The organism is Enterococcus ureasiticus (assembly GCF_001730285.1).
Taxonomy (GTDB): Bacteria; Bacillota; Bacilli; order Lactobacillales; family Enterococcaceae; genus Enterococcus_L; species Enterococcus_L ureasiticus.
In genome coordinates this window covers 197,310-223,236 of record NZ_MIJZ01000015.1, presented here as the reverse complement: position 1 = coordinate 223,236, position 25,927 = coordinate 197,310, and the positions used below count along the sequence as shown (strand labels likewise).

Here is a 25,927-nt window from a genome sequence, read left to right as displayed (position 1 = left end):
ACTTTTTAGATTTCAATACATTTAATTTTCTAGACCTTGTAACTTTTGATTATCATTCAATTCAGAAACATTTTGCAGGTGTTTCTTTTGTAGTATATGCATTGAATAGCGTAATAGTGCGACAAAAACAATCATTAATACGGCTAGGATTAAGATGCTCTTTGTAAATAATGGAGCTCCAATCCCGCCAGAGATAGCTTCTCTGAATGCATAAACGGAATAAGACATCGGAAGATACGGATGGATCATACTAAAGAATGGTGCTTGTAATTGAATTGGGAATGTTCCACCTGCACCGCCTAGTTGTAACACTAAGAGAATCATCGCCACGAATCGTCCTGGGTTGTCGAAGGTCATCGCTAAGAACATTGTAATAGCCATATATGACCAAGCACTAACAAATGCTGTTAAGAAAAATTGGAAAACATTATCAACGTGTAATCCAATCAATAACATTACACTTGCTTGAATGACTGCCATCATACTTGAAACACCAAAACCTAGGCTGACTTTACTCAACCACCATGCTCCACTTGATTGTCCTGCTATAGAAATTTTTCTAATTGGATAGATAAAATTAAACAACATAGAGCCGACAAATAGCGCAAGTGACATAATATAAGGAGCTAACGCTTCACCGTAGTTTGCTACTTTACTATATTCATCATTTTTCAACGAAGTAGGTGCAGCGAATTGATCAATATTTTTCTTTGTAATTTTTAGAGTTGAACTTTCATTAACACCTTCATCTAAAGCGGAGGCTAATTCTTTTGCGCCACCTTCTAACTGACCAATACCACTCATTAATTCAGGTGAATTTTCATTTAATTCTGCTAATCCTGCTTGCAGTTGATCTGCACCTGTATTTAATTGATTTACCCCACTTGAAAGTGTTGGAATTTGGCTTTGCAATTGATCTAAACCAGAAGATAGTTGTTCACTTCCTGTTGTTAATTGATTTATTCCAGTTAAAGCAGTAGGTAACTTAGTAGCCACAAGATTTAAATCAGAGCTGATGGCATATAAACCATTCGTTAATCCTACGGCATTTGATGAACCTGGCACTTGATTTAATAATGAATCAAACGTATTAACGCCAGCTTGGATACTTGCTTCAGAAGCAGATAATTGTTGTGCAGAAGCTGCCATAGCATTTGTTATATTGCTAACATCGTTTGCCGAAGCGGATAACTCTGCAGCTCTAGCACTTAAAGTAGCTAGTTCGGATTCAACTGTTACTAAAGAAGTGTTGATTTGTGCTGTTGCGGATGCTATCTGTTCATTTAAAATTGTATCAACCTTATTGGTGATCGAACTTACGATATTGGCTTTTTCATCCTCTGGAATCGTTGTGTTTGCAAGTAATCCAGCGACATAAGAATCAATATCTGTTTGTATTTTTTGAATCTCCAAATTGGCACCACTTAGACTATTACTTGCCACAGTTGCTTGATCCGCTACAGCTGTTGCTTCACCGGAAATTCCTAATAGCTTATCTTTATTTGTAATAATTGAGTTGATTTCATTACGAATATTTTGTAAATCATTATCTAGAATGACTTTTACATTAGGATCTAAATTATTTTCGAATGTGGTCAAAGCATTAGCTAAATCCTGAGTACCAGCAGCTAATTGAGTTAGACCAGCATCAATACCTGTAATATTATTTTGGACTGGAGCTAAAGCACTATTTGCTTGATTTAAAGCAGAACTTAGTTGATTCGCACCAGAATCTAGTTGTGATACTCCTGAAGCTAACGGCCCGATACTATTCGCTAATTGACCAGTCCCATCGGCTAACTGATTGGAACCATCATCTGCTTGAGAGACGCCATCAGTATATTGTTTCAGTCCTGTTTGAAGTTGACTGCCACCACCTGCAAGTTGATTTGCACCATCAGCGGCTTGCCCAAGCGCGCCAACTAATTTTTCTCCCGCCTCTACAACGGCCGTTGCATAAGCTGTAACAACTTGCTCTCTAACTTGCGTTTCCAGAGCAGTAGCACCTACTGTTGAAATTTCATTGGCGATATAATTTAATGAGTCATTCGTTGTATAAACAATTTCCATTTTTTCTGGCGTTTTATTAATGATACTAGCCGCATTTTTTGAAAAATCTTCAGTGATTGTAACAATCATGTAGTATTTTAAATCCTTCATGCCTTTTTCTGCTTCTTCTTTTGAAACAAAATGCCAATCTAACTGATGATCCTTTTTTAAATTATCAACAACTTGTTGCCCAACATTCATTTTTTGTCCTAATAATTCTGTTGGTTTATCTTCATTTACGACTGCTACTGGTAAATCTTTCGCCCGACCATAGGGGTCCCAAACCGATTTATCAAAAATAGATGAATACAAAATCGGTATAAATGTAATTGCGATGACTGAGATTAATAAGATTTTATTACGGAATAAATTAATCCATTCCTGTTTGGCCATCTTCATGATGCACCACTCCTTTCAGTTTGTTTTTCTTGCTATAAAACTGATAAAATAGAAAAGGAGCAACGACAGTTATGATGTAGCTAAAAATTAATGTGGTTATATACGTTTTACCTTCTGACTTGGTCATTGTATCAGGTATTATAAATGCAGTGACAATAGCAGCAATTGAAACCAATAGACCCGCACCGGCAACAAAAATTTTAACTTTTTGACCGCCGGGTATTTGGTAATCCCTTTTCAACTCTTTCTTTTTGAAAACGACAACTAGATAAGCGATGAAAAATAAAATATAGGCACTTAGGTAAATGATTACCGTTAATGAAATTGCAGTTTGGAATGAAACATTGCCTCCTGAACTACCAGAACCAAAGGTCAAAATAGCCGCCCAAGCAGTTACAACGAGTCCTTGAATCATTAATAGCGGAACTGGAACATCATGTTCATTTGTTTCTTCATATTTTTTTGGTAATAAACCTTTTGAAGCAACGAATTGCAATCCTTCTGTGGGACTGACAATCCAAGAACTTACCTGTGCCATAACACCAAATGAGACTAGTAAACCCAAAATAATGACTAAGGGAGATTCTTTTCCTGGTGAAATCATTTGTTTTAGTGCATCTACAACGCCTGTATTAGCTGAAATATTTCCATGTAAAACCATTGCTACAACACTACCACCGATTGTACTGAGAACAACGCCAACAATAACTAAAGCAAACATAATCTTAGGATAATTTTTCTTAGGGTTATCCAAATCAGTAATGTGTGGAGCAGACGCTTCAACCCCCATATATGCGAGTACAAATGAAACGAGTGCGGCAATATTACTTTTATCAGGTAAAAAGTGGGAATCTGTAAAATTTGTTGAAATCGGATTTCCAGAGGCAATATATTTGATTGCTAAAACTAGCATGAGCAATACTGGAACGACAATCCCAATAGAAAAGCCATATTTTGCTACTCGTTCGGTTATCTTTGTTCCTTTAAATTGAAGAACGGTTAATAACCAAAATATTGAAATAACAAAAAGGAATTTTACAGCGACATTATTGTTTAAAATGGGTATATTCAAAACATCTGACACTGTTCCGATAATAAAGTAAATCATCGTTACAAAGCCAACTGTAATTTGAAACCATTGAAAAAAGATAGCTGCAAAACCAAATTTTTCACCTAACGGTTCACCAACCCAACTAAAAATCCCGCCTTCTTGATATCCTTCTATGGTAGCAAGTTCAGCTGAGCTTAACGCAACAGGTAAAAACCAAAATACCCCGCAAATTAATAAGAAAAAAATTAACGTTTTACCTGAATCTGCGAAAGTTGGATATTCATAAACAGTAATAAACAACGAAGCTGTCATCGCGAAAAAACCAAATGCGGAAATATTTTTCTTTTTATCCACTTCTCATTCCCCCCCTTATTTAATATGTTTAATTTTTCATTTTTTTATTTTTAAATACAAAATTTTAATCTATTTCCTATAGTTAATCATTCATAAATAGGTACTAGGATGCCATAAAAAAGCTAAAAAATGAATTTTTCGGCTTTTTAGTTTGTTTTAAGTTGAATAAGGCAGTTATAACTGCCTTATTCAGACTACCCCATTAAGAATTGTGGGGAAAAAATTTGAATCTTACAGTCAGATAAGTTTAAATATTATTTTTTAATTGTTTTAATTGCTCAATCGCTTGATCAATTGTTTGATGCGCATCATTATCCAAACTGCCATCTTTTGCTGCTTTTAAGCCCAATGCTAATTCTTGACGAAGGATATCTAATGTATTTATTCCAGCTTCCTCTTTTTGTTCGATATTAGAAACTGTTTCTTCTGGTGATCTATTTTCTTTGTTAAGAATACTGATATCCTCTGCCTTTTTAGTCACAAACACTTTTGGTGTTTTTCTTTCTAGTAATTCTTTAGTTAACGTTACTTGAGAAATACGCGTATTGTTGTAATCGGTGTAATAATAGGTTTTACTTTCATTACACATCATGCCAATATATTGAGAATAGTCTTCTTTATCGTCAGTTGTAACAACAATCCCTTTAGGAATTTGAACAGTTGCTAAAATTTTGACAGCATTTGTTACTGCTTCAACTTCAATTGCTGGTTGATCAATATTTTCTTTGAAGAAAGCTGCCCGAATAAATCTTTCGGGAGGAGTATAGCCACCAGGTAAACCTAATGTTCCTGTTCCTTGAGAAAATGCGTGAGAAGTGTAGGTTCCAAATTCGACAGGATCGTATTGTTTAGGACGAACATTCAAATAATTACTTAAATTTTCAATGTGCCATTCTAAAAGGGGGGTATTTGTCATAACACCGACTGGATTTTCTTTAAGATGAAGCATTTTTCCAGTTGGCTCAATCACCATACAATTTCCAGTCGTATCTGTTAAAATCCAGTGTAAAGGGGTAACGGTATCTATAAGTGGTGCAGGAACTTCAAAAAGATTAACTTTAGAAAGTTCTTTTTTTAAATCTGAGATGGATTTGAATTTACCTAAAGCCCATGTGATAAATTCGTGAGGTGCTAAATTAATTTTGTCATCTTCAAGCTCTTTTTGATAAACTGCTTTTTGTGGTAAGTATAATTCTGCGATAGCTAAACCATGCTCATTAACGCCATCAGCAACAAAATAAGAAGTTCCGAGTAAACGCCCCGCTCCTAAAAGTCCATATTTAGACTGATGTTTTTCTTTATCAGCTTCAGATACCCACTCATAATCTCTTGGAAGATATAAAACGTTGGGATCAAGCGTAAATGAAAAATCCATTGTTCTAGCCAGTAAATGTTTGTTATCTTTGGTTTCGGTAAAAATACTTGTACACATAAAAAACACGTCCTTCACTTGAATTTTTTTTTTTACAATTTAAATATAGCATCATTAATATATAATTAAAAAATAAAAGGCTTGATAATTTGATATTAATTTTATTTTTTTGGTAAAAACGAAAAATAAAAAAATATTTATTCTAAATGAATTGGAAATAATACTTTTGAATTGAAAGATAAATAATTGAATTAAACTAAATCTGTATATTAATTAAAATTGGTAAAGGAAATTTTAGGAATTAAATCGACATTATTCATGCAAGACCGATACAGTTTAGTAACATTTTTTTAGAAGAAAATATGAACCTTCTCTATTTTTATATACTATGATACTTAAATTCATTACCACACTAGCAAAATAACTTTTATTTCCAATCTGTCCCCATATACAATAAAAAACATGATAAACTAATATTGTTAGTCTTTTTATACTTAGAGTGTTAAATCAAAAGAAAAGCTAACAAAAAAATTAAAGGAGTTTACTATGGAAATTAAAGTAAGGGATCTAGTTATGCGCTATGGTCGTGCTGAAGTTTTGAATATTCCTTCGTTGGATTTTGAAAAAGGCACTTCGTATGGTTTGGTTGGTCACAATGGTGCGGGTAAAACAACGTTATTTAAATGTATGACGAATATCATCGCCAATTACCAAGGAGAAATTTTGATCGATGATATTTCTGTGAAACAGCACAATGAAGTATTATTGAATGTTGGTATTGTCTTAGATGGCATGTCTGTCTACACAAATCGTTCAGGTTGGTTCAATATCCAGTATTTTTCTGGACTGCGTGGTAACTTTGACGAAGAAAAAGCCAGAGATTTGGCAAGAGAGCTGGATTTATATGCTGTGTTGGATCAAAAAGTAAAAACATACTCTTATGGAATGCAGAAAAAATTGATTTTATTGATCGCTTTAATGCATACACCAGAAGTCTTGATTTTAGACGAACCGTTTCGTGGTTTAGATATCGACACGGTTAAATGGTTTAAAAAATATTTGAAACAATTGACAGAACAAGGATTAACATTGGTGATTTCCAGTCATGTCCAAAATGATTTAGAAGCATTATGTGACATCGTGTATGTGATCGACCGCGGTCGAATTTCAGAATCGATCGACATCAATGCTGAAAAAGAAAAACAAATTCGCCGTATTGATACGACCAATAATGCTCGTCTGATCGAAATTTTGGATGAAGTCAATTATTATTATCAAGTAGAAGATGAAGGCGGCGTTAAATTGGATATCTCTGATGAACGCTGGGTACTTATCAAACAACGTTTAACAGAGGAAAGAATTGAAATTTCAGAGTTGTCTAAAGTAAAAATTTTAGATGAGAAATTGAATTAGGAGGGGCGATAATGACTGGAAAACTGATTTTTAAAATGGAGTTATTTAAATTTTTACGAGATAAAAGCTTTTTGATTACGGCTGGAGTTATTGGGATTTTGAATATTGTTTTAACCTTGCTTTCATTAAGTCTGGCATCGGCATTTTCGGATTCATATTATGAATCGACTGCTACTGCATCGATGATAGGAACAGTCGCAATTGTTGGTGTAATCGTCTTTTTTGGAAATATTATTTTTGCTTATGTGTATCCTTTCCATATGATTTCTATGGATTATAAGAACAATGTTATGGCAATGATGGTTGCGTCTGGTGTGAATAGAAGAAAATTATTCTTTGCAAAAATTGGTGCAATCTTTATTTGCACGATTGCATTGATGCTAATGATCGCATTGATTCCTACAATTTTATTTTTGATACAATTAGATGCTTGGAATGATTTTGCGGATGGTTTTAATTCAGTATTTTATTATACAGATTTAAGCTTTGGGAAATTTATTTTTTCAGGATTGCTTGGTTATTTAAATATGCTGATGGTGATTGCAACGGCTTGTATTATCATGAAAGGCAAAAACCTTTCGTTTTTACTGTTTATTGGATTTAATATTCTTAGCAGTATGGTAACTGGAATTTTACAAACTTTAGCATTTTCATTTGATTTTAGTTCAACTGGAAGTTATATTTTCCAACTATTCCTAACGATTATTTCGATTGTCGTTTTTGGCTATATTTCATTGAGAACGTTAGAAAAACAAAATTTATAAATATAATGTAACGATAAAGCGGGCATGATGACCTGACTTTATCGTTTTTTTATTTGATGATAGAATGATTGATTTTCTAAATGACGATTAACTGGTACAATAAAAGCAATAAAGAAATTAAAGGTGTAGGCAAATGACAGGATCATTGATCACGAAAAAGAAAATTGCGAAAACATTTAAAAAGCTTGTTGCACAAATTGGCTTTGAAAAAGTGACGATTGCAAAAATCATGCAGGAAAGTCACATGCGACGGCAAACATTTTATGATTATTTTCAAGATAAATATGAATTGGTGGATTGGATTTTCCAACAAGAGGCAATTGAAAAGATTGAGGACAATCTTGCTTATGAAGGTTGGCAGGTTATTGTAGAGAATCTGTTTATCTATTTTGAGGAAAACCAGATCTTTTATCGAAGGATTTTAACTTTTGAGGGGCAAAATTCATTTCAAGACTATTATACGCAACACTTAAAAGGATTGATTCATCAAGTTTTAGTTGTTAAGAAGCAAAAAGATAAGAGGGTTGACGAAGCAGATCGCTTATTTTTAGAAGAATTTTATGCGAATGCATTTGTCTCACTAACGACAAAATGGATCATTGATGGCTGTAAGATTGATTCGCATTGTTTTGCTGAGCAAATGAAAATTGCTTTTTTAATGGGATTTGAAGAAAGACAATGAACAACGGCGTGTACATGGAAGTTACGCTGTTGTTCATTGTCTTTTTGTTTCATTTTCTTCTTATCTCCAGCCAAAGGCGTCAGTCGGAACACTTAAATAATCCAACCATTTATGGTCTTTGATTGCTAATAAAGTCAAAGAAAGTCCGTTTGTATTATAAGCAGTTAAAAAATTCCCCATTCGTTTATACCCTACTTCAATATCTTCAATATCCAATAATTGTTGAACATCATTCATGAATATACTAAGTTCAAGTAAGGGAATTCCACCTAAACCGTTTACCAAAATAGCAGCCCTTGTTAATTCTTTTCTGGTGTATTGTTGTTTTAATTTATTGACCAATTCGATTGCAATTCGTTCAGAAGATTGCATCGTTTCAATGCGATAACCAGGTTCTCCGTGAATGCCGATACCAAAATACATTTCATCTTCTGCTAGTTCATATTGTTGCGGAACAAGGCCAATGGGAGATGCGGGTGAAAATGCGACACCTAGTGTTTTGATCATAGGAATTAACGCTTCGCCTAATGCTTGTAGTTCATCTAGAGAATTACCAGCAGATGCTGCTGCCCCAAGAATCTTGTGTACAAAAACAGTTCCAGCAACTCCACGACGTCTTTTCTCAAACGTACCGCTTTCGATAGAACAATCATCATCCACGATCACGTGTGAGACCAATAATCCTTTTGCTTTGGCTAGACGTTCAGCTTCTAGAAAACTGGCTAAGTCTTTTTCAAAATTTTTGATAATCAATAAGGTTCCATGTCCATTGTAGGTTTGTTCGATCGCTTGAAGAATTTCGATACTAGTAGGTGGCTCAAAAATAGCCCCCATGACTGCACAGTCTAGCATATTTTCACCGATATAGCCGACGTGAGCTGGTTCGTGACCACAGCCACCACCACTGATTAGGACAACTTTATTTTCCGGAATCAATTTTTTAGTAACGATACCTGTTCCTGTCTGCCAATCTAGCTTGTCATTATATGTATAAGTAAGTCCAGCCAATAGTTGCTGGCGAATGTGTCCACTGGAATTGATCAATTGTTTCATTGAGACGTGCTCCTTTTCCGTAATATCTGTTTCTATTATACGCTGTCTTTCCAGTGAAAACTATAGTTTGAAAAAAACAAAATGAAAGCGGACACATAAACCTGTTTGTCCGTTGCAACTTTTTTTATATGCGAGTATTGTAAACGTATACAATAAATAAAAGTGCAGCGGGATCGTCCAACTCCGACAGAAAAATAGGAAAATATGAGGGTGGCGTTTTTTGCCACAATCAGATTTTATCTTTTTTCCAAGGAGTTAGCCCGTGGAGCTAGATAAAATAAAAGTGCAGCGGGATCGTCCAACTCCGATGAAATTGGAGTAACTAAAGCAGAGATAAAAATTAGGAGGGAACATCATGAAAAAAATCATCAATCAAGCACAAAATGTAGTACCGGAAATGGTCCAAGGATTTGTCCGTGCTCATCATGAATCAATTGAGCAAGTACCAGAAACTTTTGTGTTGAAGCAAAAAGAAATTGGGAAACAAGTTGCCTTGATCAGTGGCGGAGGCAGTGGCCACGAACCGGCTCATGCTGGATTTGTTGGCTCAGGCATGTTGCAGGCAGCTGTTTGCGGACAAGTATTTACATCTCCAACACCAGATCAGATTTTTGAAGGGATCAAAGCAGTTGATCAAGGAGAAGGTGTTGTGATGGTTGTGAAAAACTACTCCGGCGATATTATGAACTTTGACATGGCGAAAGATTTAGCTGAAATGGAAGATATCAAAGTCGGCACAGTCATAGTGGATGATGATATAGCGGTAGAAGATAGCACGTATACCCAAGGCAAACGAGGTGTAGCGGGAACGATTTTAGTTCATAAAATTTTAGGAGCAGCAGCGCGTAATGGTGCATCAGTAGATGAGTTAGTTGCTTTAGGGAAACGTGTTGTAGAAAATCTAAAAACAATCGGAGTTGCTTTAACAGGTGCCACAGTACCAGAAGTTGGGAAGCCTGGATTTGTGTTAGCAGATGATGAGATTGAATTTGGTGTTGGTATTCACGGTGAACCTGGCTACAAACGGGAAAAAATCAAACCATCTAAAGAAATGGCAGAAGAATTGATTTCTAAATTAGCGGCGGCATTTCAATGGAGCAAAGGCGATCGTTTTGCTATTTTAGTCAATGGATTAGGTGGAACACCGTTGATGGAACAATATATTTTTTATGATGATGCAATGAATTTATTGGATGCTTCTGGTGTAGAGATTTCATTTTCAAAAGTTGGTAATTATATGACTTCTTTGGAAATGGCAGGAATTTCTGTAACGTTGCTGAAAGTAGAAGATGATTGGGTAGACGCGTTGAATGAAGAGGTTGATACAGTAGCTTGGTAAGTGTTTTAGCTTCACAAGCTTGCTCAGCTTTTAAATCTATCTAGCTTTACGAGCTAGCCTTTCGGAAAAAAGATCAAAATTAAATGTGATAAAGAGCATCACAGTTAATTTCCCCTATTTTTCTGCCAAGGTTGAACAAGCTCGCTCAGCTTTTAAATTAGGAGGGTACTTAAATGTTTACTGTAGAAAATTTAAAACAGACATTACAATTGTTCAAAGAAAAAATCGATAAGAACAAAGATTATTTAAGTGAATTAGATACGCCGATCGGTGATGGGGATCATGGAAATAATATGGCGCGTGGCATGGATGCTGTGAGTGAAAGTTTGCAGAGTAAAGATCCCGAAACGATACAAGATGTTTTCAAACTAACTGCGATGGCTTTGATCAGTAAAGTCGGCGGAGCTTCCGGTCCACTATATGGAACAGCTATGATGGAAATGGCTAAAGCTTCAGCAACAACGTCTGATGCATTACCGATTCTAGAAGCTGGTTTAGCAGGAATCGAGAAACGTGGAAACAGCCAACCTGGTGAAAAAACAATGCTAGACGAATGGGCTCCAGCAATCAAGGCAATTAAAACTGGAAAGCTAACAGATGCAGTACTGGAAGAGGCTGTAGAATCGACAAAAGAGATCGCTGCGACAAAAGGTCGTGCCTCTTATGTTGGTGAACGATCGATCGGTCATATTGATCCTGGTGCAATGTCTAGTATGTATTTCTTTCAATCTCTAATGGAAGCAGGTGTATTTGATGAGTAACGGTGTAGTAATTGTGTCTCATGTTAAAGAAATCGGAGAAGGTGTCGATCGTTTGATCAAAGAAGTGGCAAAAGATGTGCCGATAACTGTCGCCGCTGGGTTGGATCAAGGAGCAGTTGGAACCTCATTTGAAAAAATCATGGATGCCTTTGAAAAAAATTCAGCTCAGACATTATTAGCTTTTTATGATTTAGGCAGCGCTAAAATGAATTTAGAAATGGCCATCGATATGACAGAAAAAGAAGTCTTATTATTTGATACGGCTTTAGTAGAGAGCGCTTATACGGCGGCGGCATTATTACAAGTAGATACACCGATCGATGTCATAAAGGAGCAATTAGCCCCTTTGAAAATAAAATAAAGAGTAGGATAGGAGTTTAGAACATGAGAAAAGCGTTTATTAGTCCAACGAAATACGTTCAAGGTGAAGACGAGTTATTGAATTTAGGTTATTTTGTCACAACATTTGGGAAAAAAGCCTTACTGATTGCACATGCAGACGATGTGAATCGAGTAAAAGATAAACTGAATAAAACAGCTGAAACTTTTGATATTTCTTTTGTAGAAAGTAATTTTCATGGAGAGGCTTCACGAGTAGAAGTAGCTCGTTTGCAAAAAGTGGCTAAAGAAAATGATTGTGATTGTGTGATCGGTCTTGGTGGTGGTAAAGCGATCGATACAGCAAAATGTGTAGCGGAAGGCCATAACTTGATCATTGTACCAACAATCGTTGCAACAGACGCGCCGACGAGTCATTCGGCAGTCCTTTATACAGAAGATGGTCAGTTTGATGATTATGCGTACTTTGTTCAAAGTCCAAGTGTTGTCTTGATTGATACGGTCGTCATTGCGAATGCCCCAACACGTTTCTTAGTTTCCGGTATGGGTGATGCGTTATCAACTTATTTTGAAGCAAGAGCGACGCATAATTCTTATTCGAATGTAAATGCTGGTTTACCATGTGGTGCTCGTGAAGGTGTCTGTCCACCAGCCAAAGGAACAAATACAGCGTTGGCACTGGCTAAATTATGCTATGAAACGATTTTAGAAGATGGTTTAAAAGCCAAAGAAGCATCAGATAATAACGTTGTAACACCTGCACTGGAAAATATCATTGAAGCAAACATCTTACTTTCTGGTTTAGGTTTTGAAAGTGCAGGACTCGCTGCAATTCATGCGATTCACGATGGGTTGACTGTTTTACATGATGCTCATGGCGCAACTCATGGCGAAAAAGTAGCATTCAGTACGATTTGTCAGTTAGTTTTAGAAAATGCACCAAAAGCCGAATTATATGAAGTATTGGACTTTGCTTTATCGATTGGATTACCGGTTTGCTTAGCTGATTTAGGTGTGAAAGAAATTTCGGATGCTGAACTGACTGAAGTAGCTGAAAAATCGTGTATCCCAGAAGAATCGATTCATTCAATGCCATTTCCGATTACAGTGGATCAAGTGAAGGCAGCAATTATTGTGGCAGATAAGATTGGGAAAGAGTATAAGAATCATAAATAGATAGTCGTTGGTTGAAAGCAGTTGTTAAGCTTGAATAGTGAAGCTTAATAACTGTTTTTTTTGCATAAAACAAGGATTTCAAGAAGGAAACTGGAAAAATAATTCGTTATAAGCTAACATATAAAGGAAAACTTTCTAAGATATACAAAGGTGGTGAGCAGATGAAACATAAAATAAACCAGCTATTTCACTGGATGAAAGAACACAGTTTATTATTAAAATTAATCTTTCTGGGCTCCGTTTTGATCTTCGTAGCCAATCAAGTAACGCATATTGTGCAGGGAATGACTTGGCAGGATGTTTTCCACACAATGGGGCAACAAAACCGCTTTAGGATCATTGGAATGATTGTGGCAGGTTTGCTTGGTGTTTTACCGATGCTTTTATATGATTTAGTCGTGGTGAATGTACTTGAAGAGCAAGGTAAGCCAAAAATGAACCGTTGGGAGTGGTTTGTTTCGGCTTGGGTCACGAATACGATCAATAATCTTGCGGGATTTGGCGGTGTGGTTGGAGCGACTTTGCGGGCTAATTTTTATGGTAAGGATGCACCACGTAAAAAAGTTGTAGCAACGGTTTCTAAGGTTGCGTTGTTTATGATTTCTGGTTTGTCTATTTTATCGTTTAGTGCATTTATTGATGTCTTTTTTATTCGACCAGATAGTTTGTTTCGAGAGTATTGGGTGTGGCTGCTTGCAGGCAGTTTGATTGCACCGGCTTTATTATTGTTTACACAACTAAAAAAATATACCTTATTTAAGGATTTTTTCCCGAAAGGTATTTTTCTTTTATTCGGGGCGTCACTGGGCCAGTGGTTAGGTGCGATGTTTGTCTTTTTAAGTGTAGGTGCTTTGATGAACGTCGATGTGTCTTTACTCTCAGTGTATCCGATGTTTGTGATTGCGACCTTGATCGGAATGTTGACGATGGTGCCTGGGGGGATGGGTACCTTTGATGTATTGATGATTTTAGGTTTGTCTCAGTTAGGCGTGGGACAGTCAACTGCAGTCGTTTGGCTGATTTATTATCGTTTGTTTTATTATGTATTACCTTTTATTACTGGAATTATTTTATTTATTCATCAAACAGGGATCAAAATCAATCGATTTCTTGATAATTTACCGCGGATATTCTCGCAAAAAGTGGCACATTTTATTTTAGTGACAGCTCTTTATTTTGCTGGAATCATGATGGTTTTACTTTCAACGATCACAAACTTATCGAATGTTAGTCGGCTATTTAAATTCTTAATGCCATTTTCTTTTGATTTTTTAGATCAAACATTCAATATGCTGATCGGCTTTTTATTGTTAGGGCTAGCTAGAGGGATTTCTATGAAAGTAAAAAAAGCATATTGGCCAACGATTGGGTTATTGATTTTTGGCATTGTTAATACGGTTTCTAGAACGTCTTCTTGGCAGTTGATTCTTGTTTATCTAGTGATTCTTTCAGCCGTTTTTTTGGCAAGAAAAGAGTTTTACCGAGAAAAATTTGTTTATTCTTGGGGGGCGTTAGCAGTTGATGGTGTTTTGTTTAGTTTCTTGTTTATTATTTATGCCGTAGCTGGGTATTATAGTTCTCATCCAGATAAAACAGGACCACTTCCACATACATTTTTATTATTTCCATCGGATGATGTCTGGTTCTCTGGTTTGATTGGGCTTGGCATTTCGATGATCGGCTTGATTACGTTATATCAGTATTTGGCAGATACATCCAAACATTTGGGTGAACCGTATCAAGAAGAACGTTTAACAGCGTTGATCAGTAAGTATGGGGGAACACAAGGCAGTCATTTGTTGTATTTAAAAAATTATTCCTATTATTATTATCAGAAAAATAACGAAGATCAAGTATTGTTCGCTTATCAGATCAAGGCGAATAAATGTTTTGTTTTGGCAGAGCCGATCGGTGATAAAGAAAAATGGTCACAAGCCACGTTGGCATTCATGGATGCTGCCGATCTTCTGGGTTATCAAGCGGCATTTTATCGGATCAGTGAAGAATATACAATGGTATTACATGATTTAGGGTTTAATTTTATGAAAATTGGAGAAGAAGGAATCATTGATTTTTCTTGTCTCGATTCAGCCCCAATTTCTCTGGCAACAAATAGTATGGAGCTTCAACATTTAAGCAATTTAGGCTATAACTTTACGATGTATCATGAACCTGTTTCAGATGAGCTGTTACAAGAACTAGCTCGAGTGTCAGAAGAGTGGTTAGGTTCGCAGCGAGAACGAAATTTTGTGGGTGGTCATTTTGATAAAGAGTATTTAGCTTTAAGTGACATTGGTGTTTTGCGAAATGAACGCCATGAAGTGATTGGCTTCATCACGGCTAAACCCATCGTTCAAAATCGTGAAATGTCCTATGATTTATTGCGTTATTCTGAGTCAGCACCGGAGCACGTTACGGATTATTTATTGACTCATTTTATCGCTGAGTATCAAAAACGAGGGTATCGTATCGTTGATTTAGGTACGGCTCCGTTAGCAAATGTAGGTGAAACAAAATATTCGTTTTTAAATGAACGTTTTATCAATATTTTTTATAAATATGGCGATCAAATGTATGGATTCAAAGATACAAGAAAAGAGAAAGAACAGTATGTAACAAACTGGGAATCTAGATATTTTGCGTATTCTAAACAAAGTAATGTATTGTTTGCGTTTATTCAACTAGTGTTATTGATTGAACGAGGCAAAGGAAAGGCCGTTTCTTTGGTCGAAGAAGTAATAATTGGTATATAAAATAAAACAGGTAAGGGTAAAACCAAAATGGTTTTATCCTTACCTGTTTTTAAGTCTCAAATCCTACTAGTAAAAATAGTGGAATAGCGTATAATAATTAATAAAAGGAGGTTTTTTGGGATGGCTATTGAACCAATAACTGTAAAAACAAAAGCTGAATTAGCGGTAGAGTTAGACAAGAAGACAGATGAAATTATTGTTGAAGGCGATTTCAGTCGTAACATTTCAGAAATCAAAAAGGGTCAATTAAATGATACAGATGAGCTAGGTTTTGCTGTTGGTAACGGTGGAACTGGTATTCTTTTAGAATATGGTATCAGTAAGTTGATGGATGTTTTTGATCCTAAGGCAAAAGAAGATAAAAAGATCTGCAAGCAAATCGAACGTCTTTATACGATCAAGCGTTTAACGAAAGACTCATTTCTACTGCATTTGAAGCAGTTGGATTATTAAAAATAGAAGAGGGCGGGAGACAGGCACTTTTCTGTTTTCCGCTTTTTATATAAAAAAGGGGTAGCTTTAGTGAGAAAAAATTAGCATGGGAGAATTGCTGGTTTTGTGTAGCTAAAGTTTAAAAGGAAGGAATAGTAAAGTGAAGAAACCAAGAAAAATCATTATTGATACAGATCCAGGAATCGATGACGCGGTTGCAATTGCTGCTGCATTATTTGATGAAAGGTTGAACATCAAGCTGTTTACGACAGTTTCAGGCAATGTTAGTGTGGATAAAGTTACAAAAAATCTACTGAAGCTGTTAGCCTTTTGGAACAAAAGGATACCCGTTGCGATTGGTTCTGACCGTCCATTGTTACGTGAAGCAATCAATGCAAGTGACATTCACGGAAGCACAGGGATGGATGGTTATGAATTTCCAGAGTCTAAGTATGAATTACTAACAAAAAACCATGCCGTTATTGAGATGTACAAGGTCTTGATGGATTCTAAAGAAAAAACGACGATTGTTGGGATCGGTCCATTGACGAATATTGCACTTTTACTAAGAATCTATCCAGAATGTGTAGAAAGAATCGAAGAGCTTGTGATTATGGGTGGTTCTTTGGGAAGAGGAAACGCGGGTGTGCTGTCAGAATTCAATATTACTGCAGATCCAGAAGCAGCAAAGATCGTTTTTGAAAGTAATATTTCACTGACGATGGTCGGATTGGATGTTGGGGAAAAAGCCTTGGTCTTGCCTAAAGAGCGTGAGCAAGTTCAGAAAATGAATAAAACTGGAGACATGATCGATCATTTGTTTAGACAATATCGTGGTGGTAGTTTAGAAACGGGATTGAAGATGTATGATGGGTGTGCGATTGCTTATTTGTTAGAGCCTGAAATGTTTGAAGTGAAAGAGGTTTATGTTGGGATTGAAACACAAGGTCTGTTGACGGCAGGGGCTACTTTGGTTGATTTGGATGGGTATTTGGGTAAAGCAGCTAATTGTCGAGTTTGTGTGGATATTGATGAGGAACAGTTTAGGCAGTGGTTTTTAGAAGCGATTAAGAAGTGTGATTGATAATTGTAATAGAGTGAAGAACAGAGTGGTCTTTGGTTCTGTTCTTCACTCTTTTATTTAGAGGACTTTGATTCTTTATTTTGTAGTTCGAAAAAGCCAACTTCCTTGATCGTTTCACCAGAAAAATTATCCACATCGTTTACTTGGATTTTATATACGGATGTTGTATCTAACGAACTTAGACTAATCGATAATTCGATCTCTCCAGTTTCTAAGTTAGATATTTGTGTAAATAGTTGATTTTCAACTTCTATACCATCTTTATATAAAGTAATTCCTGGGGTACAAGGTTTTTCTGGAGTACTAAATTCTTTGAGAGGAGCAATAAATCGAATAGTTGTTTGTAAAGCATCACTGGTTGCTTTGATATCTGTGATATTATTTACGTTACTGATTTGTGTATCAGCAGTTTGAGTTAATGGTTTGTAATCAATGTCAAAACGCCAGTCACCTTCATATTCTAAAGCGTCTAATACACCGAAAGGACTCCCTGTATTAGACGCTTCGATAAATGCTTGATCAAGTTCTTCAGCATCTTGCCAAGATAGTTTATAAATGTGAAGGGTCAATTTAGCGTCCTCAGGTATTTTTTCTCGATTAAAAGTTGCTACGACAGAACCATAAAAAATATCTCCTTCTATGCGAAAAGTAGATTGAGATGAAACACCGCCGAATATATCTTCATTACTGTCATTAACAAAAAGACCGAGGTCAATATGTTGAGTGTCTGTCGCATTTTTAGTGAATACCCGATCAGGAGAGCGTTGTTTTTCCAATAACTCTTTCAGTTTTTCATCATCTAACTTAAATTGATAATCAAAGGCAAATTTTTTCTTTGTTGATACAAATTTAGTCAATGTGATCTCGCGTCCATTTTGTGTACTAGTTAAATTGAGTTCGCTTTGTATGCCGTTGTTTTCTACCATCGCAACACCTGAATCTTGGCTAATGCCTAAAGCGTTTTTAATTGCTGTATTTATTTGTGGGTTGATTAAGGCAATTAAAATTAGGGATGCGGCTAGTGCTAAAGTGATAATGATTTGTTTCTTGTATCTCATTTTGAATTTCTTTTTTTCTTGCTTAATAGGATTGTTTAAAAGGTTCTCGCGATTCTGAACTAGTTTTTCCATTACTTCTTTTGGGATTTCCTTTTCTTGTATGATAATCTCATTCTTTTTTTTATCCATTCTCTTCTCCTTCCAAAAATAGTTTCAATTTCAATCTGCCACGTGCAAGCCTTGTTTTAACAGTGTTTTTAGATAGATTTAGTTGTTCAGCAATTTCATTTATGTTAAAACCTGCATAATAATGTAAAATGATAGGGATTTTATATCTATCTGGCAGTTTATTAAATTCTTCTTCTAAGTTAAATCTTTTGTAGCTGTTCTCTTTTGTGCTCATGTAACTTTCTTCAAATTCAACTGTTTCAACTCTTTTTTTCAAGATGTCCTTAGCGATATTGATCATAATTCTAAAAATCCAAGAATTAAACGCTGCTTCATTTTTGATGTTAGGAATTTTTTGCCACGCGCGAATTTCAGTTTCTTGTAGACAATCGGCTACATCTTCATTATTTAAAAGTAATTTATAAGCAGAATTGTATAGCACGACTTGATAGGCTTCACAAAGTTTTATAAACGATTGTGCGTCGCCATTTTTCGCTTTTTCCACCAAACTTATTTGTTCCCTCTTTTCCATACACTTCTCCTTCCCAGTTATAGCTATTAGACTCTAATTTTAACAAAAAGGTTTCATCGAAATTTATTTTTATTTTTTTTATAGAAATTTACGATTGCCATTACAAAAAAAATCCCTAAAAATGTTGGTTTAACACTTTTTAGGGATTTATAAGAATCATGAAATTATAATGAATAGGACTAAAAAAGAGAACAATTATTTTTTCAATCAGAAAATTTAACGTTTTTTACGTTTGCGCTTATTCGGTTTCACTAAAGCCAGTTTCGGTTTACTCGTCACTCTGACATAAACCACAAACCCACCAATACAAATAATAAACAGAATCACGCCCGGCACAAACCCTTCCGGCAGATAAACAAATTCAATCGTATGTTCACCTTGCGTTACTGGAATACTCACAAAGGCCTTTTTAAACGATTTGATTGGTACTTTTTTCCCATCTACATAGGCTTTCCAACCCTTATCATAAGGAATCGTTGTTAAAAGTACTTGATCTTTCTCTGCATTCACAGTTCCAACCGCTTTCCGTCCTTTAGCTGTTAAATCAGCGCCTTTATCTTGAATCGCTTTAATAGAACTTTCAAAGGCTTTGGTATCTAAGCCAACAACTTTTGGCTCCATAAAGCTGACCGCTGTTGTGCCGTAGAAGCTGACAGTAAAGGTAACGCTAGTTGGTTTATCATAGTAACCAATATTATAATATTGACCTGTGATATTGATTTGCGATTTTTGACTCGTCCCATTTACAGACATTGTAGCAGTAGAACTTTCCAGCTGACCAAAATCTGTCGGGAACAAGCTAAGATACGCTTGCGTATTTGCAGGTACATCAACTGTCCAGGTGATATCTTTTGCGATGTTGTTTTGGATTTCTTTATAGGTTACCGAACTTGCATTTTGTTCGATTTTGACATTCTTTTTATCAATGATTGTTGGTTGATAAAATTTGAAGTAATTTTCTTTTTGCCCAGATAATGCATTGAATAATTCGGTTTGACTGCTTAAATTATCATTGGCCGGTTGTTTGACTTTATAGATATCTTCGTCTGCTAAAAAGCCTAAAGGCAAAGCATTACTATTTTCGTATAGTGAAAATTTACTCGCTTTATCTTTTGGGAAAAAGCCGAACTTCAATGGATCACTTTCTGAAATATTGTATTTGATTCCAACGAATGAATCCATTAACAGCGTATTATTTGGATAACGAATATTCAAGCCAGTTCCTCTAGAACGGAAACCTAAGTCATTTAAATAAGAAGAGGAATGACGATTTCTGATAGAAGAAAACAAGCTGACACCGCTGTAACCATAATTGATACTATCATTAGAAGAAACAGGATTTAGGTTTTCTAAACGATAAAATTCATCATTCTCTTTTTTTGTTTTGTCCACTAGTTTTTTGATCGATGGATAAGGTTCAGAATAAAGACTACGTGAAGCGTAATTCCAATCTTTTAGAATCCCTTTCACCATTGCGTTTGTATTGATGAACGCTTCTGCTGAAACAAGTAATACCAACAAGATAATCAGATAATGCATAGGTATTTTCTTCAATTGATAAAAAACGATTCCAGCAAGGTACAGTAATAAAAATAAAACGGTCAAAACGAATGCTGTAATCGGGATATAGTCATAACTTGTTGCACTTTTCGTTCCTTCAGCTAAAGCAAAAATCGCAATCAGCATAATCGTAGAACCAGCTAGCAAGCCTAAATCATCCGTTTTGAATTTCTCAAAGCCATAACCCGCTAACAGAACCACTAAGAAAGAAAATAAGAAACTATAGCGGAACAAGAACATATTCGGGGCATGCATACCATGCCAAAATAAATTCAACGGTGTGATATAAAAACTAGCAATCAAAAGAACGAATAGACTGCCAAAGAGTAGTTTGTTCTTCCGTGGTATGTCTTTTGTTACAAAATAAAAGATACAGAAAATCAATGGAAGCAGACCTACATAGATAAACGGAATCGAGCCATATTTTGTTGTATCGTAGACGCCAATCATATTTTTCATGACAATATCCCAAAAAGCTGTTGCTTCGGTTTTAAACTGAGTTACTTGAGATAAAGTCTCCCCATTTGCCCGTAAATCTAGGACAGCTGGTAATACCAAGATCATCGAAGCGCCACCTGCTAAAAGAGAGGTGATTCCGTAAGGTAGGATACGCTGTTTATAAACTTTCCAGTTCGTCAACATTCGGGCGATAAAGTATAGGAAAGAGAAGACACCGATCATAAAGCCCATGTAAAAATTCGAGATAAATAATAGTAGGTAACTAACAAATAACAGCGTTGGTTTTCGTTCATCCATCAGACGATGAATTCCTAGAATCACGAGTGGTAGATAAGTAAACGCGTCTAACCACATAATAATTTCGGAATGAGCTGTAGCAAATGACATCAAAGCATACGGAACACTAAGCATGACATGTCCCCATTTGGGTATCTTGTAGGTATTTTTAGCAAATACCCAAAAAGCTAACCCAGCTGAACCGATTTTCAGTAACGTGATCAAATATAGCGCATCAGGAATATTTTGGTTTTTAAAAAAGATAACGAGAGGTGTAAATAGCCCACCAAGGTAATAAGAAATCAGTGAAAGATAATTTAAACCAAGGGACGCATTCCACGTGTAAAAAATACTTTGTTTACCGTGCAGTACGTTATTGAAACTGGCATGGAAGTTGGAAAATTGTGAAAAGGAATCACTTGCCATCACACTCCGGCTACTTCCAGGATAAATGCCGATACTTAAATAAATAATGACCATCACAAAAAAGGGAATGAAAAAACTAGCGGCCATATAGGGCCAGTTTTCTTTAATAAATGCTTGTATTTTTTTCTTCATAATCAACCTCACAACGTAATAAATAGAATATATATAGTTTAGCATATCCATTGGAAAATTGATTGCCAGAATGAAAAAAATTAAAGAAAATCGAAAGGTTTATAAGCGAATAAATTGGAAAAATAGTTTAATTAGCTGTTATTGTAATAATTAGAGTATAATTGGAAATATAATACTATCTTTTTAGAAAGTAAGGGATGACAGTGTGTACAGGAATTAGCTTAAAATCATTAGAAGGAAATCATTACTTAGGAAGAACGCAAGAATACAATGTTGAGTTTGATTATGTTGGTGTGCAAATTCCTAAAAAAATCGAAATTACTGAAAGCATTGAAAAGTGGGAAACAATTTATTCTGTATTAGGGATAGGAATCAAGGAAAGTCAGCAAAAAGTCGCTCAGAGTGTGATTGATGGCGTCAATGAATGTGGACTTGGTGGGATTACGCAATATTTTGCGGAATTTAATCACTATTCGAGCGTTGAAGAAATAAAAAAAGCTGGGAAATTACCTCTGATAGCAGAACAATTTGTCTTTTGGGTGTTAGCGAATTGTAAGAATACGCAAGAAATTGAAGAAAAAATTTTAGATGTAGCGATTGTAGATCTTTCTGTTAAAGGTAAAGCACCAGGTTTACCGCAGCATTTTATGTTTACAGATGCTACTGGCCGTACGATCGTTGTAGAGCCTTCAATAAAATTAGGATTTGTTGTATATGAAAATCCAGTTGGTGTGATGACTAACAGTCCTAAGTTTGACTGGCATCTGACGAATTTAGAAAACTATACAGGATTATCTGATGAAAATGCAAAAGATGCGCTATTCCACGATCATAAAATTTTATCAGCAGGCAAGAGTTCTGGCATGCATGGTATTCCTGGTGATTACACAGCGACTTCGCGTTTTGTTCGAGCAGCGTATTTGTTGAAATTTAGTGATCCAGTTGGGGAAAAAGACATTATCAATAAAGCTTTCCACATTTTATCCACATCTGATATTGTCAAAGGCGTAGTCAAATTAGACGAACCCAAAGGGGAAGATCGTCAATATACACAATATACTTCTATTTACGATTTAAGTAAGAGACAGATGTACATTAAAATGTATGATAATTTTACGATTCAAACGATCCATTTTGATGAAATAGCAGGAAATGAGGATCAGATCAAAATCTATGAGTTAGTGAAAATACCGCAATATGAAGACTTAAATTAAAAAGAAGCACAAAAAAATACTAAGATCTGTTAGCTAATTCCTCAACGGATCTTAGTATTTTTTAAAGCCAATTCTCGATTTTTTCATATCCTTGTCCTACATCAGCCAATGAATGGGTATCTGATCCATAAATCAATGGAATTCCCAATTCAGCAGCTTTTTTAGTTATCCACACCTGTGGATAAGTCTGTTGATAACCTTGTTTATACAATCCAGCAGTGTTTAAATCTAAGCTGTATTTTTCCTGCTGCACACGTGTTAAAAGGGTGTGGACAAGTGCGACATTTTCAGAAGGATAATCAATCGATTCATCAAAGAAACGTTCGAATTTTTGGCATAAAGAAATATGTCCTAAGCGTGTAGGTTTAAAAGGGCCTAAATCAGCTTCTAAAGAGGCTAAAACCTTTTGGTAGTAACGTTTTTGGGCTTTTTCAAAACTACCTAAATCATCAACTACACCAGTCTTATATTCTTCAAAAGAGTAGTCGATTCCACGTAATCCACCTTTCCCATTAAGAAAATGTACTGATAAAATCCCGTCATCGGTTTGTGGTCCGTATTCAGCTAAAAAATCACGGGTCCATCCTTCAAATTCTGAAAAATAATCTAGCTCAAATCCAACGTGAATAATAATGTCAGAAGCGTACTTTTTTCGCAGATCATTCATCCTTTTGAAATAGTTATCCACATCATTCAAGGACATCGATGCAGTTGTCCATACGTTTAGATCGCCAGTTGCAATTTTTTCTATGCCTTCAGGTAAAGGTGCATGTTCTGTGATGCTGTATTCTTTAAAGCCAAGACTGATTGCACGCTGAATCAGTAATTCTGTATCCTCAACTTTTCCATGTGGACAAAATTCTGTGTGGGTGTGACCATCGCGTTTCATGAAACTCCCCCTTTTGTGTGTATAAGTTGTTCATTTATTTATAAACAGTGTAGCAAAAGGAGATTTAATTGTATATTTTTATTTTTTCCAAAGTAAAAACAGCGATGTTTGAACTGAACGTTTTTGGTATAATAAATCAGTATAGAAACGTTGATTTATAGGTGTTCTACAAACCATAGAGCTTCTTGTATTCCTCATTCTACAGATACAAGGTAGCATAGGAATCTCTCTCATTTTATATTGTAATTAGAAAGGAGTTTAGTTAATGGAATTAAGAAATCAATTGAAAAAATATCGAATTAAGCATGAATGGACTCAAAAAGAATTAGCAGAAAAAGTCAATGTTTCAGATAAAACAATTTCTAGCTGGGAAACAGGGCGCACATATCCTGATGTTGCAATGTTGATTACGCTCAGTGAATTATTTGATATTACGTTGGATGAATTTATGAGAGGAGATGCTAAAATGATAAAAAGGATCGATGCTGATTTAAAATTAAAAAAAGTTTATCGATATGCATTGATTGCGACTATAACTATTTTTTTAGGAACAATCATTTTTTTGAATACGTATCAATACAAGAATCAGTGGATAGACAGATTCAACCCCTTTATGGAAATGAAAATAGGCTATGCTACATTACCGACTAACGTTACTTATAATGGGGGAAAAGAGTATGAAGAAAGTAGTAAAGAGCTGCAAATTCCAGATCCATACAAGGATATTTGGGTTATAGATGATCCATTTGGTGAAGGAACTAGATTAGATTTTAAGGGAGGACAATCTCCAGAAGGGAAAAATTATGCTTTAGTGCAACACAAAGGATTATATGTACGGCGCATATCCTTTGTTTCTTGGGATTCAATTCCAGGGATGTACAGAGACATAATGCATAAAGAATATGAAGAAGCTCCGAGTGCAGAGGATGAGCCAACTCACCATTAATAAAAGCAATGACCAATACAATTCTATATAGATAATTGTATTGGTCATTTGTTAATATTTACTTCCGATACTGTCCATCACCATAAACAATATATTTCGTAGAAGTAAGTTCATCTAATCCCATCGGTCCACGTGCATGTAACTTTTGCGTACTGATCCCAATCTCAGCACCAAAGCCAAAAACAAAACCATCCGTAAAGCGTGTAGATGCATTAGCATAAACTGCTGCTGCGTCAACTTGTTTTAAAAATTGTTGTGTAGCAAAATAATTATCACTAATGATACTTTCTGAATGCTTAGTGTTGTAGCGATTGATATGCTGAATAGCTTCTTCCAAAGAATCCACAACTTTAACGGCTAAAATAAAGTCGTTAAACTCTGTTTCCCAATCTTCTTCAGTGGCTGGGATCGATTGTTCAAAAATAGCTAACGCTCGTTCATCAGCTCGTAATTCCACATTATATTCATTCAGTGCTTTTTCGATAACAGGTAGGAAATCTGCTGCTACCTCTTGATGGATCAATAAAGTTTCTGCTGAATTACAGACAGAAGGGCGTTGGCATTTTGCATTGACGATGATATTGGTTGCCATCTCTAATTGAGCGTCTTTGTCGATATACACATGACAATTGCCGGTTCCTGTTTCGATTACTGGAACAGTTGCAGTCGTTAAGACTGTTTTGATCAAGTTAGCGCCGCCACGAGGGATCAAAACATCTAAATAGTCATTTAATTTCATTAATTTTTGAGCCGTTTCCCGAGAGGTGTCATCAACAAATTGGATCGCAAAAGGAGAAGCACCCTTTTGTTCTAACGCTTGTTGTAAAACAGTTACCAAGACTTGATTTGAATGAAAAGCTTCTTTACCGCCACGTAAAATCACAGAATTCCCTGTTTTAAAACAAAGACTTGCCGCATCTGTCGTTACATTTGGACGAGATTCATAGATGATACCGATCACACCGAGTGGCACACGTTGTTTGCCGATCATCAAGCCATCTTCATTTTTCCACATTTTATCGACTTTACCGATTGGATCAGGTAAAGTTGCAACTTGTCGGATACCATCCGCCATGTCTTTAATTCGTTCATCAGTTAAACGTAAGCGATCTAGCATTGTTTCAGTAATGCCATTTTCTGTGGCTGTAGCTAAATCTTTTTGATTTTCGAGTAAAATTTTAGCAGTATTTTTTTCTAGTTCATTCGCCATATGCAGTAACAGATCATTTTTTGTTTTTGTGTCCATCAAACCTAGTTGATAAGCTGTTTCTTTCGCTTGTTTGCCTAATTGTGCTAAATCAGTCAT

Annotated in this window: 21 protein-coding genes; 12 read left to right on the top strand and 9 right to left on the bottom strand. The window is 35.6% G+C overall.

Going from position 1 to position 25,927, the window contains the following annotated elements:
• Nucleotides 1-21: 21 nt before the first annotated feature.
• The 3 genes from BCR21_RS13620 to BCR21_RS13610 form a co-directional block, all read right to left on the bottom strand.
• Nucleotides 22-2,448: a YhgE/Pip domain-containing protein gene (locus tag BCR21_RS13620; protein WP_069647011.1), complete on the bottom strand. Its 2,427-nt coding sequence runs from the start codon at nucleotides 2,446-2,448 to the stop codon at nucleotides 22-24.
• On the bottom strand, nucleotides 2,420-3,853 hold the full coding sequence (locus BCR21_RS13615) for an amino acid permease (protein ID WP_084013320.1): 1,434 nt from the start codon (nucleotides 3,851-3,853) through the stop codon (nucleotides 2,420-2,422). The genes BCR21_RS13620 and BCR21_RS13615 overlap by 29 nt, the downstream gene beginning before the upstream one ends.
• 247 nt (nucleotides 3,854-4,100) lie before the next feature.
• Entirely contained in the window at nucleotides 4,101-5,285 is a 1,185-nt protein-coding gene (locus BCR21_RS13610) for a choloylglycine hydrolase family protein (protein WP_069647010.1), read from the bottom strand.
• 486 nt (nucleotides 5,286-5,771) lie between these two features.
• Between BCR21_RS13610 and BCR21_RS13605 the strand changes: the two genes are divergently transcribed.
• The 3 genes from BCR21_RS13605 (at nucleotide 5,772) to dhaS (ending at nucleotide 8,084) form a co-directional block, all read left to right on the top strand.
• Nucleotides 5,772-6,638 (top strand): ABC transporter ATP-binding protein, encoded by an 867-nt coding sequence (locus BCR21_RS13605; RefSeq protein WP_069647009.1) that lies wholly within the window; start codon nucleotides 5,772-5,774, stop codon nucleotides 6,636-6,638.
• Nucleotides 6,639-6,649: 11 nt separating this feature from the next.
• The gene (locus BCR21_RS13600) at nucleotides 6,650-7,402 is read left to right on the top strand and encodes an ABC transporter permease (RefSeq protein ID WP_069647008.1); all 753 of its coding nucleotides are present in this window, start codon (nucleotides 6,650-6,652) and stop codon (nucleotides 7,400-7,402) included.
• Nucleotides 7,403-7,535: 133 nt separating this feature from the next.
• The gene (gene dhaS / locus BCR21_RS13595; RefSeq protein WP_069647007.1) at nucleotides 7,536-8,084 is read left to right on the top strand and encodes a dihydroxyacetone kinase transcriptional activator DhaS; all 549 of its coding nucleotides are present in this window, start codon (nucleotides 7,536-7,538) and stop codon (nucleotides 8,082-8,084) included.
• A 60-nt stretch (nucleotides 8,085-8,144) separates the two neighbouring features.
• Here the strand turns inward: dhaS and BCR21_RS13590 are convergent, their stop codons facing one another.
• A complete protein-coding gene (locus tag BCR21_RS13590; RefSeq protein ID WP_069647006.1) occupies nucleotides 8,145-9,137 on the bottom strand; it encodes a dihydroxyacetone kinase subunit DhaK in 993 nt (330 codons plus the stop codon).
• Nucleotides 9,138-9,492: 355 nt separating this feature from the next.
• Here BCR21_RS13590 and dhaK point away from each other — a divergent pair, with 355 nt between their 5' ends.
• The 7 genes from dhaK (at nucleotide 9,493) to rihC (ending at nucleotide 17,021) form a co-directional block, all read left to right on the top strand.
• Nucleotides 9,493-10,476 carry a dihydroxyacetone kinase subunit DhaK gene (gene dhaK, locus BCR21_RS13585; protein WP_069647005.1) on the top strand — a complete coding sequence of 328 codons (984 nt, stop codon included), beginning with the start codon at nucleotides 9,493-9,495 and terminating at the stop codon, nucleotides 10,474-10,476.
• A gap of 173 nt (nucleotides 10,477-10,649) precedes the next feature.
• On the top strand, nucleotides 10,650-11,237 hold the full coding sequence (gene dhaL, locus BCR21_RS13580) for a dihydroxyacetone kinase subunit DhaL (RefSeq protein WP_069647004.1): 588 nt from the start codon (nucleotides 10,650-10,652) through the stop codon (nucleotides 11,235-11,237).
• Nucleotides 11,230-11,598: a dihydroxyacetone kinase phosphoryl donor subunit DhaM gene (gene dhaM / locus BCR21_RS13575; protein ID WP_069647003.1), complete on the top strand. Its 369-nt coding sequence runs from the start codon at nucleotides 11,230-11,232 to the stop codon at nucleotides 11,596-11,598. The genes dhaL and dhaM overlap by 8 nt, the downstream gene beginning before the upstream one ends.
• Before the next feature lie 23 nt (nucleotides 11,599-11,621).
• Nucleotides 11,622-12,752, top strand: coding sequence for a glycerol dehydrogenase (locus tag BCR21_RS13570; RefSeq protein WP_069647002.1), 1,131 nt, complete (start codon nucleotides 11,622-11,624; stop codon nucleotides 12,750-12,752).
• 161 nt (nucleotides 12,753-12,913) lie between these two features.
• The gene (mprF, locus tag BCR21_RS13565; RefSeq protein ID WP_069647001.1) at nucleotides 12,914-15,505 is read left to right on the top strand and encodes a bifunctional lysylphosphatidylglycerol flippase/synthetase MprF; all 2,592 of its coding nucleotides are present in this window, start codon (nucleotides 12,914-12,916) and stop codon (nucleotides 15,503-15,505) included.
• Nucleotides 15,506-15,625: 120 nt separating this feature from the next.
• A complete protein-coding gene (locus tag BCR21_RS13560; RefSeq protein ID WP_069647000.1) occupies nucleotides 15,626-15,958 on the top strand; it encodes a hypothetical protein in 333 nt (110 codons plus the stop codon).
• A gap of 139 nt (nucleotides 15,959-16,097) precedes the next feature.
• Nucleotides 16,098-17,021, top strand: a complete 924-nt coding sequence (gene rihC, locus BCR21_RS13555) for a ribonucleoside hydrolase RihC (RefSeq protein WP_069646999.1) — start codon at nucleotides 16,098-16,100, stop codon at nucleotides 17,019-17,021.
• A 53-nt stretch (nucleotides 17,022-17,074) separates the two neighbouring features.
• Here rihC and BCR21_RS13550 read toward each other — a convergent pair whose 3' ends face one another.
• The 3 genes from BCR21_RS13550 to BCR21_RS13540 form a co-directional block, all read right to left on the bottom strand.
• On the bottom strand, nucleotides 17,075-18,208 hold the full coding sequence (locus tag BCR21_RS13550; protein WP_069646998.1) for a hypothetical protein: 1,134 nt from the start codon (nucleotides 18,206-18,208) through the stop codon (nucleotides 17,075-17,077).
• The gene (locus BCR21_RS13545) at nucleotides 18,201-18,719 is read right to left on the bottom strand and encodes an RNA polymerase sigma factor (RefSeq protein WP_069646997.1); all 519 of its coding nucleotides are present in this window, start codon (nucleotides 18,717-18,719) and stop codon (nucleotides 18,201-18,203) included. The genes BCR21_RS13550 and BCR21_RS13545 overlap by 8 nt, the downstream gene beginning before the upstream one ends.
• A gap of 216 nt (nucleotides 18,720-18,935) precedes the next feature.
• Nucleotides 18,936-21,572, bottom strand: coding sequence for a YfhO family protein (locus BCR21_RS13540; protein WP_069646996.1), 2,637 nt, complete (start codon nucleotides 21,570-21,572; stop codon nucleotides 18,936-18,938).
• Nucleotides 21,573-21,769: 197 nt separating this feature from the next.
• Between BCR21_RS13540 and BCR21_RS13535 the strand changes: the two genes are divergently transcribed.
• A complete protein-coding gene (locus tag BCR21_RS13535; RefSeq protein WP_084013319.1) occupies nucleotides 21,770-22,786 on the top strand; it encodes a choloylglycine hydrolase family protein in 1,017 nt (338 codons plus the stop codon).
• Nucleotides 22,787-22,847: 61 nt separating this feature from the next.
• Here the strand turns inward: BCR21_RS13535 and hisJ are convergent, their stop codons facing one another.
• A complete protein-coding gene (hisJ, locus tag BCR21_RS13530; RefSeq protein ID WP_069646995.1) occupies nucleotides 22,848-23,675 on the bottom strand; it encodes a histidinol-phosphatase HisJ in 828 nt (275 codons plus the stop codon).
• A 265-nt stretch (nucleotides 23,676-23,940) separates the two neighbouring features.
• On the opposite strand from hisJ, the gene BCR21_RS13525 reads away from it, so the two are divergent.
• Nucleotides 23,941-24,621 (top strand): helix-turn-helix domain-containing protein, encoded by a 681-nt coding sequence (locus BCR21_RS13525; protein WP_069646994.1) that lies wholly within the window; start codon nucleotides 23,941-23,943, stop codon nucleotides 24,619-24,621.
• Nucleotides 24,622-24,679: 58 nt separating this feature from the next.
• On the opposite strand, the gene BCR21_RS13520 is transcribed toward BCR21_RS13525, so the two are convergent.
• Nucleotides 24,680-25,927, bottom strand: a complete 1,248-nt coding sequence (locus BCR21_RS13520) for a glutamate-5-semialdehyde dehydrogenase (protein ID WP_069646993.1) — start codon at nucleotides 25,925-25,927, stop codon at nucleotides 24,680-24,682.